General features: G+C 64.3%; 19 protein-coding genes. 16 read left to right on the forward strand and 3 right to left on the reverse strand.

The window, feature by feature from the left end:
• Window positions 1-82 precede the first annotated feature (82 nt).
• Window positions 83-916, reverse strand: a complete 834-nt coding sequence (locus AB4Z44_RS05830; protein WP_404713121.1) for a hypothetical protein — start codon at window positions 914-916, stop codon at window positions 83-85.
• 210 nt (window positions 917-1,126) lie between these two features.
• On the opposite strand from AB4Z44_RS05830, the gene AB4Z44_RS05835 reads away from it, so the two are divergent.
• From AB4Z44_RS05835 to topA, 10 genes are all read left to right on the forward strand, one after another.
• Window positions 1,127-1,783, forward strand: a complete 657-nt coding sequence (locus AB4Z44_RS05835) for an energy transducer TonB (RefSeq protein ID WP_404713122.1) — start codon at window positions 1,127-1,129, stop codon at window positions 1,781-1,783.
• Window positions 1,784-1,858: 75 nt separating this feature from the next.
• Complete coding sequence (locus tag AB4Z44_RS05840) at window positions 1,859-2,620, forward strand: MotA/TolQ/ExbB proton channel family protein (RefSeq protein WP_404713123.1); 762 nt, start codon at window positions 1,859-1,861, stop codon at window positions 2,618-2,620.
• Between the two features lie 97 nt (window positions 2,621-2,717).
• On the forward strand, window positions 2,718-3,203 hold the full coding sequence (locus AB4Z44_RS05845; RefSeq protein ID WP_404713124.1) for an ExbD/TolR family protein: 486 nt from the start codon (window positions 2,718-2,720) through the stop codon (window positions 3,201-3,203).
• Between the two features lie 6 nt (window positions 3,204-3,209).
• Complete coding sequence (locus AB4Z44_RS05850) at window positions 3,210-3,635, forward strand: ExbD/TolR family protein (RefSeq protein WP_404713125.1); 426 nt, start codon at window positions 3,210-3,212, stop codon at window positions 3,633-3,635.
• 194 nt (window positions 3,636-3,829) lie between these two features.
• On the forward strand, window positions 3,830-4,243 hold the full coding sequence (locus AB4Z44_RS05855; protein WP_404713126.1) for an ExbD/TolR family protein: 414 nt from the start codon (window positions 3,830-3,832) through the stop codon (window positions 4,241-4,243).
• A gap of 161 nt (window positions 4,244-4,404) precedes the next feature.
• Window positions 4,405-5,982, forward strand: coding sequence for a DHA2 family efflux MFS transporter permease subunit (locus tag AB4Z44_RS05860; RefSeq protein WP_404713127.1), 1,578 nt, complete (start codon window positions 4,405-4,407; stop codon window positions 5,980-5,982).
• 88 nt (window positions 5,983-6,070) lie between these two features.
• Window positions 6,071-6,253: a CsbD family protein gene (locus AB4Z44_RS05865; protein ID WP_404713128.1), complete on the forward strand. Its 183-nt coding sequence runs from the start codon at window positions 6,071-6,073 to the stop codon at window positions 6,251-6,253.
• 162 nt (window positions 6,254-6,415) lie between these two features.
• Window positions 6,416-7,015, forward strand: a complete 600-nt coding sequence (plsY, locus tag AB4Z44_RS05870; RefSeq protein ID WP_404713129.1) for a glycerol-3-phosphate 1-O-acyltransferase PlsY — start codon at window positions 6,416-6,418, stop codon at window positions 7,013-7,015.
• 10 nt (window positions 7,016-7,025) lie between these two features.
• A complete protein-coding gene (dprA, locus tag AB4Z44_RS05875) occupies window positions 7,026-8,108 on the forward strand; it encodes a DNA-processing protein DprA (RefSeq protein WP_404713130.1) in 1,083 nt (360 codons plus the stop codon).
• 95 nt (window positions 8,109-8,203) lie between these two features.
• Window positions 8,204-10,750 (forward strand): type I DNA topoisomerase, encoded by a 2,547-nt coding sequence (topA, locus tag AB4Z44_RS05880; protein ID WP_404713131.1) that lies wholly within the window; start codon window positions 8,204-8,206, stop codon window positions 10,748-10,750.
• 40 nt (window positions 10,751-10,790) lie between these two features.
• On the opposite strand, the gene AB4Z44_RS05885 is transcribed toward topA, so the two are convergent.
• Window positions 10,791-11,729 (reverse strand): glutaminase, encoded by a 939-nt coding sequence (locus tag AB4Z44_RS05885; protein ID WP_404713132.1) that lies wholly within the window; start codon window positions 11,727-11,729, stop codon window positions 10,791-10,793.
• Between the two features lie 107 nt (window positions 11,730-11,836).
• Between AB4Z44_RS05885 and proS the strand changes: the two genes are divergently transcribed.
• The 6 genes from proS to AB4Z44_RS05915 all read left to right on the forward strand — a co-directional run bounded on the left by proS (window position 11,837) and on the right by AB4Z44_RS05915 (window position 18,015).
• Entirely contained in the window at window positions 11,837-13,153 is a 1,317-nt protein-coding gene (gene proS / locus AB4Z44_RS05890; protein ID WP_404713133.1) for a proline--tRNA ligase, read from the forward strand.
• Window positions 13,154-13,283: 130 nt separating this feature from the next.
• Entirely contained in the window at window positions 13,284-14,507 is a 1,224-nt protein-coding gene (locus AB4Z44_RS05895) for a lipoprotein-releasing ABC transporter permease subunit (RefSeq protein ID WP_404714361.1), read from the forward strand.
• Window positions 14,500-15,171, forward strand: coding sequence for an ABC transporter ATP-binding protein (locus tag AB4Z44_RS05900; RefSeq protein ID WP_404713134.1), 672 nt, complete (start codon window positions 14,500-14,502; stop codon window positions 15,169-15,171). The genes AB4Z44_RS05895 and AB4Z44_RS05900 overlap by 8 nt, the downstream gene beginning before the upstream one ends.
• Window positions 15,172-15,254: 83 nt before the next feature.
• Window positions 15,255-17,123, forward strand: a complete 1,869-nt coding sequence (locus AB4Z44_RS05905; RefSeq protein WP_404713135.1) for a pilus assembly protein TadG-related protein — start codon at window positions 15,255-15,257, stop codon at window positions 17,121-17,123.
• Window positions 17,120-17,605 carry a TadE/TadG family type IV pilus assembly protein gene (locus tag AB4Z44_RS05910; RefSeq protein WP_404713136.1) on the forward strand — a complete coding sequence of 162 codons (486 nt, stop codon included), beginning with the start codon at window positions 17,120-17,122 and terminating at the stop codon, window positions 17,603-17,605. The genes AB4Z44_RS05905 and AB4Z44_RS05910 overlap by 4 nt, the downstream gene beginning before the upstream one ends.
• Window positions 17,602-18,015 carry a TadE/TadG family type IV pilus assembly protein gene (locus AB4Z44_RS05915; protein WP_404713137.1) on the forward strand — a complete coding sequence of 138 codons (414 nt, stop codon included), beginning with the start codon at window positions 17,602-17,604 and terminating at the stop codon, window positions 18,013-18,015. The genes AB4Z44_RS05910 and AB4Z44_RS05915 overlap by 4 nt, the downstream gene beginning before the upstream one ends.
• 44 nt (window positions 18,016-18,059) lie before the next feature.
• Here AB4Z44_RS05915 and AB4Z44_RS05920 read toward each other — a convergent pair whose 3' ends face one another.
• Window positions 18,060-18,473 (reverse strand): nuclear transport factor 2 family protein, encoded by a 414-nt coding sequence (locus AB4Z44_RS05920; RefSeq protein ID WP_404713138.1) that lies wholly within the window; start codon window positions 18,471-18,473, stop codon window positions 18,060-18,062.
• Window positions 18,474-18,524 lie beyond the last annotated feature (51 nt).

Consider the following 18,524-nt stretch of genomic DNA (forward strand, 5'->3'; position numbering starts at 1 on the left):
AGGTCGAAGTCTCAGGAGAGACGAGAGCTCTCATGAGATTCGGACCCTTACTGGGATGCCGGGTACCAAATCTTGCTATGGCTTATGCCGCGCGGCAGGTGCCAAGCCCAGCCAGCACCAGCGCATAATCCGCTCGCGCGGCATCGGCATCCGCGGGCGCTTGGCCGTCCACCGCTGCGTCGGGCAGCTGTCGCGGCAGGCCGCAGGCCAGGCGGTACCAGAGCAGGCTGTCGGGCGGGGGCGGGGCGGCGCTGGCATCGACCAGCTCGGTCAGGGCCACCGCCCAGCGCGGCTTCTCGCCCGGGCGACGCAGGATATTGAGCGAGATCGGCCGCGCATCGGCGGTGCGTACAAAGATCTGCGTTTCACTTTCGCCGGGAAGGGTGCCGGCGACATGGAAGGCGCGGGTGATTCCCGTAATGACCGGAGGGGCGTCGGGCGCGACCGCCGCTGCCAGGATCGCGCGAATCCGGGCTTCGTTCTCGGGGGTGCGCGGCACCTGCGCATCGGGACCGATCAGGCGAAGCATTCCTGGCGTCGCCGTAGTGGCGGCCAGCAACAGCACCGGCACGCCCTTCAATTTTGCCTTCTTGCTGCGTGGATCGGCTGGAATATCAACCTGATAGGTCACATGCAGCGGCAGATCGGCATGGCCGCTGATCAGCGCTTTCACCTCCGCGTCGATGTAATAACGCGTCTTGCCCGTCGGCACGCCCGCCTGATCCTTGATCGGAATCGCATCAGCAATGTCGGCGGCGAGCACGATCGGAGAGGCGAGGGCCATATCGGCGAGCGCCACGTAACTATAGGCCGTGGGGAGGCCACCATAAGGCGTCACGGGAGCCGCAGCCGACGATGGGGCGGCGATTGCCAGCAATGCGGCGAACAAAGCGGGACCGGAGGCGGTTCGTAACATAGGCTTCCCTCTGACATGGGGATTAAGGATATCGCAAGCAAGGTTAACCGCCACAAAGCGTTTGCGTCGGTCGATAGGCCGCGATAGGAACACGCAGCATCGCGAGCTTTGACGCAAGATCATTGTCGTGGAGAGTGCTGTTCGAATGGGATCCGATGAGGGGGATCCTGATCGTGGCCATACCCGGATTGGAGGGAGTGTCGTTCCTTAATGGCTTACGCTGACCAACCAACGATGACACCGCGTAAAGCGGTCTCGATCGCGCTGGTGTTATTGCTCCACGCCGTCATCGGCTACGCCTTCGTTACCGGCCTGGCATACCAAGTCATCAAGAAGGCTGCGCAAGATCTGAAGGTGGTGGATATCAAGGACCAGCCACCACCACCTGAGCAGAAGCCGCCGCCACCGCCGCCGGAGCAGAAATTCGAGCCGCCGCCAATCGTCGCTCCGCCGCCGATCGTTCAGGCTCCGACGATCGCGCCGCCGACGGTCACGACGGTGCCGGCACCGCCGCCGGTTATTCACGTCGAGGCCCCGCCAGCACCCCCGCCGCCACCGGCTCCGGTGGTTTCGAAGGCGGCTGCGGCCAAGGGTAACCCGCAATCGTGGGTGACGGCAGAGGACTATCCTCCGGCCGCACAGCGCGAGGGGCGTCAGGGCGTCGTCGCCATGACGTGGCAGGTCAACGAGCAGGGCAAGATCGAGAATTGCTCGATCACCCAGTCGAGTGGATCGACCGATCTTGACGAGACCGCCTGCCGTCTCGTGACCCGTCGCGGCAAGTACGCGCCGGCTCTGGACCAGAATGGCAAGCCGATGCGCGTCACACAGTCGACCCGGTTCCGCTGGGTTCTGCCGCAAGAATGACATCAAAGGGTCGCCGTCCGGGGAGGACGGCGGCTCCCCTCTGCAACCTACAGGTAATCAAGGAATAGTCCGCTCATGACCACTCCAGCTGCTGGCGCTGCCGCCGGAAATTCGAACCCGTATGGCCTGATGGCCGCGCTCCATCAGGGCGGTCTCATCGCACAGACGATCTTCACGATCCTCGTGATCATGTCGGTCGCGTCCTGGTACATCATGTTCACGAAGCTGTTCGAGCAGCAGAAGATCCTGAACCAGGCCAAGCGCACCCGCACCACGTTCTGGACCGCCGCATCGGCCCGTGACGGTGCCAACAAGCTCGAGAAGAACTCGGCCTATCGCCAGATCGTCGACGACGGCCTGCTCGCTCAGGAGCAGCACACCAAGCTGATCGATCCGGTCGACCAGCATGAGTGGCTCCTCGGCAGCCTGTCGCGCAGCCAGCAGGCGATCAACAGCAAGCTCGGCACCGGTCTCTCGGTCCTCGCGACCGTCGGCTCGACCGCGCCGTTCGTTGGTCTGCTCGGCACCGTGATCGGTATTTACCGCGCACTCATCAAGATCGGCGCCGCCGGTCAGGCTTCGATCGACGCCGTCGCCGGTCCGGTCGGTGAGGCTCTGATCATGACCGCCGTCGGTCTGGTCGTCGCCGTGCCTGCGGTTATGGGCTACAACTGGCTCGTTCGCCGCAACAAGGTGGTCGCCGAGCAGCTCGGCACCTTCTCGACCGACCTGCATGGTTACATGGTGTCGAACGGCGCCGTGAGGCCAACGCTGGTCGCGGTGAAGACGGCTCCGGCTCCGGCCGTCAAGGTCGCTGCCACCACCCCGAAGGCATAATCGGGCGCGCGGGCGGCCTGCCGGTCGCCCGCCGCTTCGGACGATGGTTGTGCTGCTCCGGTAGCCGGCCTGACGAACAAGATAGGATTTCCGTCGTATGGCGATGAGTGTCGGCAGTGCCGAAGAAGACTCCCCGATGTCGGACATCAACACGACGCCGCTCGTCGACGTCATGTTGGTTCTGCTCATCATCTTCCTGATCACCGTCCCGGTCGTGATCCAGACGGTCCCGGTACGCCTTCCCAAGGTCGTCTACGAGCCGACCACCAGCAAGCCCGAGAACGTCGTGCTCTCAATTCGTGGCGACAAGGCCGGCAATTGCCAGGTCTTCTGGGGTCAGACCCGGGTCACGGCGCAGGAGCTGGTCGATCGCTCGGTGGCCAAGTTGAAGTTCGAGATCGCCAAGCAGGGTGGTCCGACCGCACCTGGCCTGGAACTGCCCGAGGTGCACATCCGTGCCGACGTCGACACGCCATGGCGTTGCGTTGGTGGTGCGATGGCGAACGTGGCCCGCGCCGGCTTCGCCCGCGTCGGCTTCATTTCGCAGCCCGATCCGGGCACCTATCACGTCGTCGAGGAGTAAACCGCAATGGCAATGAGCTCAGGCGGCGCCGAAGGCGAGCCGATGATGGACATCAACACGACGCCGTTGATCGACGTCATGCTGGTGCTGCTCATCATGTTCATCATCACCATCCCGGTGCAGACGCACGCGGTGAAGCTGGATCTTCCGCAGAACCAGCCCAACCAGCCGCCGCCACCGATCCTGCCCGTCAAGAACGAGGTCGTGATCGACCGCACCGGCACGATCTTCTGGAACGGCTCGCCGATCAACTTGACGGTGCTGCGCCAGTATCTCGACCAGACCCAGACCATGAACCCGATCCCCGAGCTGCATCTGCGCCCTCAGCCGGATGCGCGCTACGAGGTGGTCGATCAGGTTCTCGCGGTGACCAAGCACGCGAACGTGACCAAGATGGGCTTCGTCAACAACGAGGCTTACGCCGGACTGTAAGACCGGCGTCATTGCAGAGGTGCAGAGGAGAGGCGGGCTTTCGGGCTCGCCTCTTTTCGTTTGTGACTATTCCGATCCGAAGTGAATTCTCCGCGGTGCAGGCCGGTGCGAATCCACTTCTTGCACAATATGAGTAGTGTTATACTATTACATAACCGCGGTGGCGCGACTACCGGGATGGAGAGGAGCGAGACATGGCCATGGGATCGAACGACGCTGCCGCACGCCCGATGATGGACATCAACACGACGCCGCTGATCGACGTGATGCTGGTGCTGCTGATCATGTTTATCATCACCATCCCACTGCAGAGCCACAAGGTTCAGGTCGATGTGCCGCAGGTGCCTTCCAAACAGGTCGATGCGGTCAAGAACGAAGTTTCGGTCGATCATGGCGGCACGATCCGCTGGAACGGTGCGCCGGTGAACCTGACCGTGCTCCGCCAATATCTCGAACAGACGCAGGCGATGGCTTCGATCCCGGAGCTGCACGTCCGTCCTACCGCCGACGCGCGCTACGAGGTGGTCGATCAGGTGCTCGCCGTGGCCAAGCGCGCCCATGTCAACAAGATGGGGTTCGTCGATAACGATCGCTATGTCGCGCTGTAGGACTGCGCGCTGAGGCATGCGTAACCGTCATGCTGGACCCGTTTCGGCGCCCATCTGACCTTCGCACGGACGACGCGGCAGGGTTGGTGGGCCCTGAAACATGTTCAGGATGACGGAAGACGCCCGATAGTCAGCGCGGTCGCAAGGCCCTATCCGGGGTCATGGCTTCACCGCATCCGGCCGCGACTCCCTCCGACGTCGCGGCGCTTCCTGTCGACGCCGCGCGGCGCAACATCCTGATGACGCTGGTGATCGCGGCGACCGTGATGCAGGTGCTCGATCAGACGATTGCCAATGTGGCCCTGCCGCACATGCAGGGCTCGCTGGGCGCCGCCCCCGACACGATCAGCTGGGTGCTGACCTCCTATATCGTCGCTTCGGCGGTCGCGACACCGGTCACGGGCTGGCTTTCCGACAAGATGGGCCGGCGCAACCTGATGATCATGACGGTCGCCGGCTTCACCGCCGCCTCCGCTTTGTGCGCGGTTTCGATATCGCTGCCGATGATGGTTGGTGCACGCCTGCTTCAAGGCACGTTCGGCGCGTTCATCATCCCCGCCGGCCAGGCGCTGATGCTCGATATCAACCCCAAATCGCGCCATCCGCAGGCGATGACGATCTGGGGACTGGCAGCGATGGTCGCGCCGGTGATGGGGCCGGTGCTCGGTGGCTGGCTGACCGACACGTTCGACTGGCGCTGGGTGTTCATGATCAACGTGCCGATCGGTGTGCTAGCGCTGATCGGCCTGCTGATCTTCATGCCGCGCGCGCCGATCGTGGCGAGTCGCTTCGACATGACCGGCTTCGGTTTCCTGTTCATCGCGATCGCATCGTTTCAGCTGATGCTCGATCGCGGTCAGCAGAATGACTGGTTCGAATCGACCGAGACGATCGTCGAGGCGGCTTTGGCGTTCACCGGCGGTGCCGCCTTTCTGATCCACACTTTGACCACGCCCGATCCCTTGCTGCCGGTCGCGATCTTTCGCGATCGCAATCTGGTCATCTCCTGCCTCTTCATCCTGATGGTCGTGGGGCTGGTGATGGCCTCCTCGGCCCTGATCCCCCAGCTATTGCAGAGCCTGATGGGTTATGATGCTTATGGCGCGGGGTTGGTGACGATGCCGCGTGGCGTCGCGATGGCGGCGTCTATGCTGTTCGGCGGCCGACTCGCGCGCATGGTCGATCGGCGCGCGATCATCCTGTTCGGCATGATCCTCACCGCCATATCGATGCACATGATGATGGGTGCGACCCTCGATATGAGCGGACGGCTGATCGTGATCAGCGGCATCGTCCAGGGATTCGGCTTCGGTTGCGTGTTCCTGCCGCTAAATCTGATGGCGTTCGGCACGCTTGATCCGCATTATCGTACGCAGGGAGCCGGACTTTACAGCCTCGCACGCTCGCTCAGCGGATCGATCGCGATTTCGCTCATGTCGAGCCTGGTCGCACGTCAGGTCCAGATTTCCCATGCCGATCTTGCGCAGCATATTACGCTCGGTGCTTCGGCCTTGCTCGGGCCTGCAATGAGGGCGGCATCGGGGATGGCGCCCGGATCGGCAATGCTGATGGTCGATGGCGAAGTGAACCGTCAGGCGACGATGATCGCCTATATCGACGCCTTCACCGTGATGTTCTGGTTCTGTTTGATCGCGGCCCCTTTGATCCTGTTTCTCCGTACGGCCCCGACCAGGCAGGCCACGCCGGAAGAGGCGGGCCATGCGATGGCGATGGAATAGCACGCTGGCTTTGGAACAATTTCCTTGCTTCACGCGCTGTTAGGCAGAGCCCGCGCCCCTCGCTGCGGGCGTGTAAGGAGTAGAGATTATGGGCGAATTCGTCGACAAGGTGAAGGGCCACACGAACGAGGCGATCGGCAAGGCCAAGCGTGCGATCGGCGAAGCGACCGACCGCCCCGACGTTACCGCTGAAGGCGACGTGCAGGAAGCCAAGGGCGACCTTCAGAAGGGCGCCGGCTCGGTCAAGGGCGCGCTCGGCGACAAGATCTGATCGAATTCGATAGTATTCAGGATCCCGTCCCAAGGGCGTGACGAGACGGGCCGGTTCCCTCGGGAGCCGGCCCGTTTCTATTTTGTTCCGATTGCTGACCGAGACCGGTTGGCATTCGCCCCACGCTCCCCTATCTCTGGCCGCGTTGAACGGGGGAGATGCGTGGACGGCTGGACGGTGCCTGCTCTGGTGTTGCTGGGCGGCTATCTGCTCGGATCGATACCATTTGGCGTGATCGTCACGAAAGTGGCGGGCGGGGTGGATCCGCGCACGATCGGCTCGGGCAATATCGGCGCCACGAACGTGCTGCGCACCGGGCGCAAGGGGCTGGCAGCGCTGACGTTGCTTCTCGATGGCGGCAAGGGCGCCGTAGCGGTGCTGATCGCCGAAGCCGTCGCGCCGAGCCTTGGAGTGCTGGCGGCAGTGGGTGCGTTTTGCGGGCATCTGTTTCCGGTCTGGCTGGGCTTCAAGGGTGGCAAGGGCGTCGCGACCTTGCTGGGAATCGCGCTGGCGCTGCATTGGCCGACCGGCCTGATCGCGCTTGCCGTGTGGCTGCTGGCGACCGCCATCACGCGCATCTCTTCGGTCGGCGGCATGAGCGCGGCCATCTCGGCTGCGATCGCTGCGGCTTTCTTTTCCCGTTTCGACCTTTCCATCTATTTCCTCGCCTTCGCTTTGATGGTGCTGTGGAAGCACCGCGAAAATATCGCACGGCTGCTCCAGGGCACCGAGCCGCGCATCGGACGAAAGAACGCTGGCTGACGGCGCCGCCTTGAGCGCCGATACGCTGGCGCGCCTGCGGCTGATCCGGACCCGCTCGATCGGGCCGATCAGCTATTTCCAGTTGCTCCAGCGCTTCGGCTCGGCACAGTCCGCGCTCGACGCCATACCGGATCTGGCCCGCAGAGGAGGGGGCACCCTTCCGCGCATTCCGAGCCCGGCGGAGATCGAGCGCGAGGCCGAGACGGTCGCCTCGCTGGGCGCGCGCTACCTTATTTGCGGGGATCCCGATTATCCCGCCCTGCTGGCAGAGGTGGATACGGCGCCGCCTGCGCTGATCGTGGCGGGCGATGTCGCGCTTGCCAACCGGCCTTGCGTCGCGATGGTCGGTGCGCGCAACGCTTCGGCCGCAGCGGTCCGCTTCGCCCGCATGCTTGCGCATGATTTGGTCGAGCACGGGCTCGTCGTCGTTTCCGGTCTCGCGCGCGGCATCGATACCGCGGCGCATGACGGATCGCTCGATCGTGCGACGATCGGTGTCATCGCTGGCGGGATCGATATCGTCTACCCGCCTGAAAATGATCGGTTGCAGCGTGCGATCGCGCATCGGGGGCTGCTCGTGGCCGAACAGCCGCCGGGCACCGAGCCACGCGCACGCCACTTTCCCTATCGCAACCGGATCATCGCCGGGATGGGGCAGGGCACGGTGGTGGTCGAGGCTGCACCCAAATCCGGATCGCTGATCACGGCCCGGCTGGCGGCGGAATATGGACGCGACGTGATGGCGGTGCCGGGCTCGCCGCTCGATCCCCGCGCGCAAGGCTGCAATCTGCTGATCCGCGACGGCGCCACCTTGATCCAGTCCGCCGCCGACGTGATCGAAACCCTACGTCCGTTCGGCCGCGATCGGGTTGCCGCGCCCAAGATCGGCTTCGAGGGGCCGGTCGGCACCGGCGACGCCAGCGATCGCGATCGCCGGGCGGTGGTGGAGCTGCTCAGTCAGAGTGCGGTCGCGACGGACGAAGTGATCCGCCAGTCGGGTATGCCTTCCGCATTGGTGCAGACGGTATTGCTGGAACTCGAACTGGCGGGAAGAATCGACCGGCACGCGGGCGGGCGGGTCAGTCTTCGCTAGGGGCATTGCTTCGAAACGTCACACAACCACGCTTGACGCCCCCTGCCTTTGCTCTCCACCCTCGCGCGTACACGTAAGGACAACATTGTAGCCCTATGAAACTCGTCGTCGTCGAATCTCCGGCCAAGGCCAAGACCATCGAGAAATATCTCGGACCGGGCCATCGCGTGCTCGCATCCTATGGTCACGTCCGCGATCTGCCCGCCAAGGATGGCTCGGTCGATCCCGACAATGGCTTCGCCATGGAATGGGAGGCCTATGCCGACAAGACCCGGCAGCTGAAGGCGATCACCGACGAGGCCAAGACAGCCGACACGCTGATCCTCGCGACCGACCCTGACCGCGAGGGCGAGGCGATCAGCTGGCATGTGCAGGAGGTGCTCAAGAAGCGACGTGCGCTGCCCAAGGATGTGCAGCGTGTCACCTTCAACGCGATCACCGAGCCCGCCGTACTCGATGCGATGGCGCATCCGCGTGCGCTCGACGAGGATCTGATCGACGCTTACCGTGCACGCCGCGCGCTCGATTATCTGGTCGGCTTCACGCTGTCGCCGGTGCTGTGGCGCAAGCTGCCCGGCGCCAAATCGGCCGGGCGCGTGCAATCGGTGGCCTTGCGCCTGGTGGTCGATCGCGAGCGGGAGATCGAACTGTTCCGCGCGCAGGAATATTGGTCGGTCGTCGCGTCGATGGAGCAGGATGGTGTGCCGTTCCTGGCACGCCTGGTCCGCTGGAAGGGCAACAAGATCGAGCGGTTGACGCTCGGCAACGGCGGCGATGCAGCGGCGGCCAAGGCCGACGTCGAGGCGGGCCGTTTCTCGGTCGCGAGCGTCGAGACGCGTCCGCTCACCCGCAATCCTCCGCCGCCCTTCACCACGTCGACCCTGCAGCAGGAGGCGGCGCGCAAGCTCGGTTTCTCCGCCAGCCATACGATGCGGGTTGCGCAGGATCTCTACGAGCAGGGTGCGATCACCTACATGCGGACGGACGGCGTTCAGATGGACGGCAGTGCCATCTCGGCCGCGCGCCATGCCATCGTCGAGCGCTATGACGGGGGTTACGTTCCCGACAAGCCGCGCCAATACACGGTCAAAGCCAAGAATGCGCAGGAAGCGCACGAGGCGATCCGGCCGACCGATTTCGGCCGCGACAAGCTTGGTTCGGGCGATCACGCTCGCCTGTACGAATTGGTGTGGAAGCGCGCGCTGGCGAGCCAGATGGCGTCGGCCCGGCTGGAGCGCACCACGGTCGAGCTCACCGACGGGACCGGCCAGCATGCCTTGCGTGCGACCGGCCAGGTCGTGCTCTTCCCCGGTTACCTCGCGCTCTACGAAGAAGGTCGCGACGATGTCGAGGATGAGGAGAGCAAGCGCCTGCCGCGTATGAACGAGGGCGATGCACCGGCGAAGAAGTCGGTGGCGGCCGAGCAGCATTTTACCCAGCCGCCACCGCGTTATTCGGAAGCCAGTCTGGTCAAACGGATGGAGGAGCTCGGCATCGGCCGGCCGTCGACCTACGCCGCGACGCTGCAGACGCTCAAGGATCGCGACTATGTCGTGCTCGAGAAGAATTGCTTTACGCCGAGCGAGAGCGGGCGGCTGCTGACGAGCTTTCTCGAGCGGTTCTTCGAGAAATACGTCTCCTACGATTTTACCGCCGAGCTGGAGGAGGAGCTCGACGATGTCTCGGGCGGTCGTGCCCAGTGGCAGACCGTGCTCAGCGATTTCTGGCGCGACTTCAAACCCAAGACCGCCGAGGTGATGGAGCAGAAGCCGAGCGAGGTGACTGCCGCGCTCGATATCTTCCTCGCGCCCTATCTCTTCCCGGAGAAAGCCGACGGCAGCGATCCGCGGCTTTGCCCCAGTTGCGGCCTGGGGCAGCTCGCGCTGCGCGGCGGCAAGTTCGGCGCGTTCGTCGCCTGTTCCAATTACCCCGACTGCAAATATACCCGCCGCTTCGCGCAGGGCGGTAGCGAGGAAGCCGCCAACGATACCGGCCCGGTCGAAATGGGTGTCGATCCGGTCAGCGGCGAGATGGTGACGCGCCGGTCGGGTCGGTTCGGCCCCTATATCCAGCTCGGTGAGGGCAAGGATGCCAAGCGCTCGTCGATCCCGAAGGACGTGCCCGAGGTCGACCTGACGATGGCGTTGCGCCTGTTGTCGCTGCCGCGCGAGATCGGTGCGCATCCGGAGAGCGGCAAGCCGATCACAGCAAGCATCGGGCGTTATGGCCCCTATCTGGCGCATGACGGCAAATATGCGCGGCTGCAGACGACCGCGGAGGTGTTCGAGACCGGCATGAACGCTGCGGTCGCGCGACTGGCCGATGCCGCCAACGGAGGCGGGCGTGCGGCCCGCGCGTCGAGCGAGCCGATCCAGACCTTCCCGGAGAGCCCGGTGACCGGCAAGCCGGTCAAGCTGCTGGCGGGGCGGTTCGGGGCGTATGTGACCGATGGCGAGACCAACGCGACTTTGCCCAAGGATACCGATCCGGCGACGCTCACCAACGAGCAGGCGCTGACCTTGCTGGCGGAGCGAGCGGCAAAGGGGCCGGCGAAGGGCAAGAAGAAGCCGGTGCGCAAGGCGGCGGCGAAAGCGCCTGCCAAGAAGGCGCCGGCGAAAAAGGTTGCGGCGAAGAAGGCGTAAATTTGCTCGTCACCCTGAAACAAGTTCAGGGTGACGAGTCTCAGCCACCAACCGGATCGAACACCGACCACCCGGTCCGCTGCGCCAGCCGCTCCAGCGCGACACTCCCCAGTTGCGAATTCCCCCGCTCGTTCAGCCCCGGGGCCCACGCGCAGATCGACGCCCGGCCCGGCGCCACCGCCAGTATTCCGCCGCCGACCCCGGACTTGCCCGGCAGCCCGACCCGGAACGCAAACTCCCCCGATCCGTCGTAATGGCCGCAGGTCATCATGAGTGCATTGATGCGCCGCGCCCGACCCGGCGAGACCACGCCGCCGCCCGTCGCCGGATTGCGCCCGCGGGCCATCAGGAAGCGCCCTGCTAATGCCAATTGGCGACAGCTCATCGCCACCGCGCATTGATGGATATAGACGCCCAGCACGCGATCGACCGGGTTGGTGAGGTTGCCGAACGCCTTCATGTAATTGGCGAGCGCCGCGTTGCGGAATCCGGTCGCCTGCTCGGCGCGGGCGACGATCTCGTCCATGACGATCGTGTCGTCGCCGGTCAGGCTGCGCATGAAGCGCAGGAACTCGCCCAGCACCTCGCGCGGCTCGAGCCCGCCGAGCAGCACGTCCGACACCACGATCGCGCCGGCATTGATGAAGGGGTTGCGCGGAATGCCCGCCTCGGTCTCGAGCTGGACGATCGAGTTGAATGCACTGCCCGAAGGCTCGCGCCCGACGCGCTGCCACAGCGCATCGCCGACCTTGCCGAGTGCCATGGTGAGGGTGAAGACCTTGCAGATGCTCTGGATCGAGAAGGGCTCGTCGGCATCGCCCGCCGCATGGCAAGTCCCGTCGGCCTCGATCACCGCGATGCCGAACTTGCCGGGATCGATCGCGGCGAGCGGCGCAATATAATCGGCGACGCGCCCGCGATCGGGGGCCGCCGCCATTTCCTCCGCAATCTCGCGAACGATCGCTCCGATATCGGCCATTCTTCGCTCTCTCCACGCCCTTGGCGACGCGGTCAACGCCGCGCCGTCATTGCCCTTGGCCGCCTCAAGCCGTAAGCAGCCCGCCCACACAGCCGGCCCGGAGCCCCATGCGCCTTTCTCGCTACTTCCTCCCCGTCATGAAGGAATCGCCCGCCGACGCGCAGATCGTCAGCCACAAGCTGATGCTGCGCGCGGGCCTGGTGCGCCAGACCGCCGCCGGCATCTACGCCTGGCTGCCGCTGGGCAACCGCGTCCTCCAGCGGATCGCGCAGATCGTGCGCGAGGAGCAGGATCGCGCCGGCGCGATCGAGTTGCTGATGCCGACCCTTCAGTCGGCAGATCTCTGGCGGCAGTCGGGCCGCTACGACGCCTACGGGCCGGAGATGCTGCGCATCACCGATCGCCATGAGCGCGAGATGCTGTACGGGCCGACCAACGAGGAGATGATCACCTCGATCTTCCGCGATGCCGCACGCTCCTATCGCGATCTGCCGCGCACGCTCTACCACATCCAGTGGAAGTTCCGCGACGAGGTGCGTCCGCGCTTCGGCGTGATGCGCGGCCGTGAATTCCTGATGAAGGATGCTTACTCGTTCGATCTCGACGAGGCCGGCGCGCGCCACAGCTACAACCGCATGTTTGTGTCCTATCTCAACACGTTCGCGCGGATGGGGCTGCGCGCCATCCCGATGCAGGCCGACACCGGCCCGATCGGCGGCGACCTGAGTCACGAATTCATCGTGCTGGCGCCCACCGGCGAGAGCGACGTCTTCTACCACAGCAATTGGGAGCGCCCGGCCGAGCTTTCGAGCGTCGATTTCGACGATGTCGACGGGCTGCAGACGATCGTCGACACCTACACCGCCGATTATGCCGCGACCGACGAGAAGCGCGACGAAGCGCGCGAGGCCGAGGCGGGCGCGGAGCTGCGTCAGTCGCGCGGCGTCGAGGTCGGCCACATCTTCTATTTCGGCACCAAATATTCGGCCTCGATGGGCCTCAAGATCCAGGCGTCGGACGGATCGGATGTGATCCCGCACATGGGCAGCTACGGCATTGGCGTGTCGCGCATGATGGGCGCGATCATCGAGGCGAGCCATGACGATCGCGGCATCATCTGGCCCGATTCGGTTGCGCCCTTCGCGGTCGGCCTGATCAACATGCGCGCCGACGATGCCGCGTGCAGTGCTGCGGCGGATGCCTTGTACAAGCAGTTGCAGGATGCCGGCGTCGAGGTGCTCTACGACGATCGCGATGAGCGCGGAGGCGCCAAGTTCGCGACGATGGATCTGATCGGGCTACCCTGGCAGATTATCATTGGGCCCAAGGGGCTGGAGAAAGGCGTGGTCGAGTTGAAGCGCCGCGCGACGGGCGATCGGGTCGAGTTGTCGCCAGACGAGGCTGTGGCGAAGGTGAAGGGGTGAAAGCCACTTCCTTGCCTTCATGCCGGCGAAGGCTCGGGTCTCGTGCGTGTCGCGGGCGCTCATATGCTCCTGAGATTCCAGCCTTCGCTGGGATGACGGAAGACACTTTATGATCACCCGCTACGAACGCATGGTCGCACGGCGCTATCTCTGGCCGGGCAAGGGCGAGGGGATCATTGCGATCGTCGCGAGCTTCTCCTTGCTCGGCGTGACGCTCGGCGTCGCCGCGCTGGTGATCGTGATGAGCGTGATGAACGGCTTCCGTGCCGAATTGTTCGACAAGATCACCGCGCTCAACGGCCATGCCGTGATCCAGGGCTATAATAACCGCCTTCCCGATTGGCGCCGCATCGCCGCCGAAGCCAGGGCGACGCCGGGGGTCATCTCTGCCACGCCGCTGATCGAGCAGCCCCTGATGTCGAGCACCAATGGACGCGTCGAGGGCGCGCTGGTGCGCGGGATGACCCAGACCGACATCTTGGGCCGCACCATCGGCGGCAAGGTCATCATGGGGAATATCGCCGAGGTGACGCCGGGATCGGGCAACGTCGCCATCGGCGCACGACTCGCCGAGGCGCTGGGCGCCAACGTCGGCAGCCAGATCAGCCTGATCAGCCCGGCCGGCCAATCGACGCCGTTTGGAACGATGCCACGCATTGTCTCCTACCGGATCGCCGCAATCTTCGAGGTCGGCGTCTACGACTACGACAATGCCTTCGTCGTCATGCCGATCCCCGATGCGCAGACGCTCCTGATGCTGGGCGATGCCGTCGGCATGATCGAGGTGCAGACGGTCAATGCCGATCGGGTCGGCGCAATCCTCGCGCCCCTGGTGCCCAAGGTGCGCGGCGACGCCGTGATCCAGGACTGGCGGCAGCTGAATTCTTCCTTGTTCGAGGCGCTGCAGATCGAGCGGGTGATGATGTTCATCGTGCTCTCGATCATCATCATCGTCGCCGCCTTCAACATCCTGTCCTCGCTGGTGATGCTGGTACGCGCCAAGACACGCGACATCGCTATCCTGCGCACGATGGGCGCGACGCGCGGGGCGCTGGTGCGGATCTTCGTCACGGTCGGGCTGACGATCGGCGGGCTCGGTACGGTGATGGGGCTGGCGCTCGGCGCGATCTTCCTGTTCTTCCGCCAGAGCGTCGTGAACGCGGTGCAATATATGACCGGCCAGAATTTGTGGGATCCATCGATCCGTTTCCTCACCGAGCTGCCGGCACGCACCGATCCGATCGAGGTGATCTCGATCGTGATCATGACGATGGTCCTGTCGCTGCTCTTCACCCTCTATCCGGCGTTCCGCGCGGCGCGCACCGATCCCGTCCAGGTGCTGCGCTATGAGTGATCCGATCGTCGTCACCGGCCTGCGCCGCGCCTTCACGCAAGGCTCGCGCACGATTGAGGTATTGCGCGGGATCGACCTGACCGTCCGCGCGGGCGAGATCGTCGCACTGCTCGGCCCATCGGGGTCGGGCAAGTCGACCTTGCTGCAGGCGGTGGGCCTGCTCGAGGGCGGATTCGAGGGCAGCATCCGCATTGCGGGCCAAGAGGCCGCGACCCTCGACGATGATGGTCGCACACGTATCCGGCGTGAGGCTCTGGGCTTCGTCTACCAATTCCACCACCTTCTTCCCGATTTCACCGCGGAGGAGAATGTGCTCTTGCCCCAAATCATCCGGGGCGCCGGCAGTGACGCCGCGATGGCGCGCGCGCGGAGCCTGCTCGGTGCCTTGGGGCTGGGCGAGCGGCTCGAGCATCGCCCCGCGCAGCTTTCGGGCGGCGAACAGCAACAAGTCGCGGTGGCGCGCGCGCTGGCCAATCGTCCGGCGCTTGTCCTGGCGGACGAACCCACCGGCAACCTGGACGAAACCACGGCCGATCGGGTGCTGGCGGAATTCCTGCGGCTGGTGCGCGGGGAGGGGGCTGCGGCTCTCGTCGCAACCCATAACGAGAGGTTGGCCGGCCGGATGGATCGCGTGGTGCGCCTGCAGGAAGGCCTACTCGCCTGAAGCCAATACTTTTTAACCCTGTAGGTTAGCGGGCATTTTACCTCGCGTGGCTATGCCGCCTTATCGGGCAGAGGCGGGCGTAGGTGGATTGGTTCAGACGACTGCTGAAAGCGCGCGAGGGATCGGTCATCGCGATAAGCGCGCTGGCGTTGGTCTCGCTGCTCGGCATGACCGGTCTCGCGGTCGAGATCGGCAACGGCTTTGCGGCCAAGGTCCGCAATCAGCGGGTCGCCGATGTGGCCGCGCTCGCCGCCGCAATCGCCTACAAGACCAGCCAGTTGCTCGCGGTCGCGCAGAACACCGCCAATGATGTCGTCGTCGCCAATGGATTGTCGATTACCCCAATTGTCAGCCAGGTCTCCGTCGGCGGCGTCGATGGCATACAGGTATCGATCACGACGGCGGTGCCGATCAGGATAGCTTCGGTGCTGACCAGCGCGGCCTCTTACAACGTCACCACGATCGCGGTTGCATCGCTCCTTACCACCAACACGACCGGGTGCATCACCGCGCTGAGCAATTCATCGACCGCCGTGTCGGCTTCGGGCGGGGCCAGCATCAGTGCAAGCGGTTGCGCGCTCGTCACCAACGGCACGATCGTTTCCGACAATAGCAGCGCCAAGGTGACCGCCAAGTCGATCACTGCCCAGGCGATCAACGATCCGGCTGCCGCCTATAATCAGAACGCCGTTACCACCACCCCGACCGCGCGCAACTGGACGCTGAAGGCGAATGGCGCGAGCGATTTCGTGAAGCCCAATACCGCCGCCCAGACGGCTTTGTGTTATGTCAACAAACTCACGGGTTACAGCGATCCTGACTATGCTGGTGGCAACACCGGTTGCACTTCGCCTTTGGTCGTGCCGGCCGCGTTGTCCAACAATAGTACGACCGATTGGTCGACGGGCTACACGCCGCGCAACCAGGGCGGGATCAGCAACTACGAGAATAGCGATTACAGCTGTACCTACACGATTCCCGCTGGCACCTACACGATCCGCGATCTTTCGATCGGCGGCGGTTGCTCGGTGGTTTTCGCCACCGGCTCGACCTTGACGTTCCGTAATCTCAATATGAGCGGTCAGGCGTTGACCTTCGGCGATGGCGATATCGGCATCACCGGTACCTTCACGGTCAATGGCAATACCATCGTGACGATGGGCAACGGCGCGCACAGCTTCGGCACCCTGGCGATCGGCGGCGGCAAGTTCCTGCAAATGGGATCGGGTAATTTTCTGGTGGTCGGTGGCATCAACGTATCGGGCGGCGCCTGGCTCAAGGTGGGCACGAGCACCAACGACACCGTGACGATCGGCAATGACGGTGCGGGCAATGCCATCGTCGTCGGCGGTGGCAGCAAAGTGTGCTTTACCTCGGACTGCTCAACCCCGACCGCGGCGGCCGGGACATTCAGTGCCAACGGATCGGTGAATGTCCAGGGCGGCGGCAGCCTCGTCGTCTTTCCCAAGTCGATCCTGCACGTCATCAATGGCGACCTGATCGCGACGGCCGGCGTCATCTTCGGATCGGGACTCTATATCATCAAGGGCAATTTCCAGAACACGACCGGTAGCGGCAGCGACTCGATGAACGGCGTCGACGTCACCTTTGCCATGGGCGGGACCCTCAACTTCGCGGGCGGATCGCAGTTCGATTTGGCGGCGCCGTCGACCTCGAACGGCTACGGCATCCAGGACATATTGTTCCTGACCAAGACCACATCGGGTACGTCGATCAGCGCGGGTGCGGTCGGCAAGGCATCGGGGCTGATCTACGCGCCTTATTCGAATTTCTCTTCGTCGGGCGGGTCGTCCATTTCCAGCAACGGATCGGCGTGCATGATGCTGGTCGTCAACACGATCACGGTGACAGGATCCGGCACGGTCAACACCGCTGGCTGCTCGAGCCAGGCCCCCGGGGCGACCACGGGAACGGTAAGGCTATTGCAATGAGACGTTTGAAACAGCTTCGCTCCGAACAGGGCGGCGTGGCCGCGGTCGAGTTCGCGCTCGCATCGTTGTTCATGTTCGTCGTCATCATGGTGGGGCTCGATTTCGGGCTTTATGCCCAACAGAAGCTGCGGCTCGGCGGCGCTGTCGCGCAGGCCGCGATCCTGGCGTACAACACGCAGGTCGGCACCAGCACCTCGGTCATAAGCTCTTATGTCCAGACGGCGGCGAAGACGATCAAGACGCCGACGGTAACGATCACGTGCAACGGCACGACCACCTGCGGCGACGGCAAGTGCAGTTGCCTTACCTCGACCGGGGGCTTCACCATCGCGGCGTCGTGTAATGCCGCATGCAGTTCCGGGGCGATTTCGGGCAATTATCTGAAGATCGTCGCGGCGGCGGTCTATCCGTCGATGATCGTGCCGGATAAATATCTCGGCGGCAGCACGATTACCCAATCGGCGGTGGTGCGCCTGCAATGACTGGCCTTGCGCGCCACGAGGCAGGCTCGACAGCGCTCGAATTCGCGCTGGTCGCGCCGGTCTTCCTGATGGTGCTGTTCCTGATCCTCGACGGCGGCCGGATGATCTTCACGAAGCAGGCAATGAACGAGCTTGCGGTCGCCACCGCCCGCTGCGCGGGAATCAAGGCGCCGAGCTGTACCACCGTCTCGGCGACGCAAAGCTGGGCCGCTACGCGCGGGTTGCAGCGATCGATGCTCCCGCTCACGTCGAGCAATGTCACGGTGGTGCAATCGACCAGCTGCAACGGCCAGTCGAACATGGCGCAGGCGACCATCACGATGACCTACAAGAAGGGTGCGATGAACCTGTTGCCGCAGAGCGTGGCGCCGTCGCAGCTGGTTTCGACCGCCTGTTTTCCGGCGAGTTAGACGCTTCCGCTCAGTCGGGCGCGGCGATCTGATGGTCGCCCTTCCTACTTCGCTGGTCCTCCGCCGATGAATACCGACTGGACCTCGATCTTGCCGTTGCGCACGACGAATTCGTCGGTGCCGTGCACCGCGCCCATCTCCCACGTGTAGAAGCCGACATTGCCTTCGGCCCATTTGCGCGTGACCGTCATGGCGGCGGCACCGGTCGGGGCGGCGCCGGGCGCCGGCTTGGGGAACATGCCCGCGAACAACGCGCGGATTGCGGGCTTCCCCTGGATCGTCTTGCCGGCTTCCAGCACGATCGCGCCATCGGCATAGTCCGCCATCATCGCATCGACATCGGATTTGGCGACCGCTGCATTGTGACGCGTGACGATATCGATCGGTGACAGATCGGCAGCCTGCGCGGCACCGGCCATCATGATTGCGGCGAACGCCGCGGCAGCGAACCTGCTCATTCCTTCATCCCCTCATCGTTCGCGCCTTCCTAGCGTCCACGCCGATTGCGG

The organism is Sphingomonas sp. MMS24-J13 (genome assembly GCF_044905095.1).
In the GTDB taxonomy this organism is placed as follows: Bacteria; Pseudomonadota; Alphaproteobacteria; order Sphingomonadales; family Sphingomonadaceae; genus Sphingomonas_I.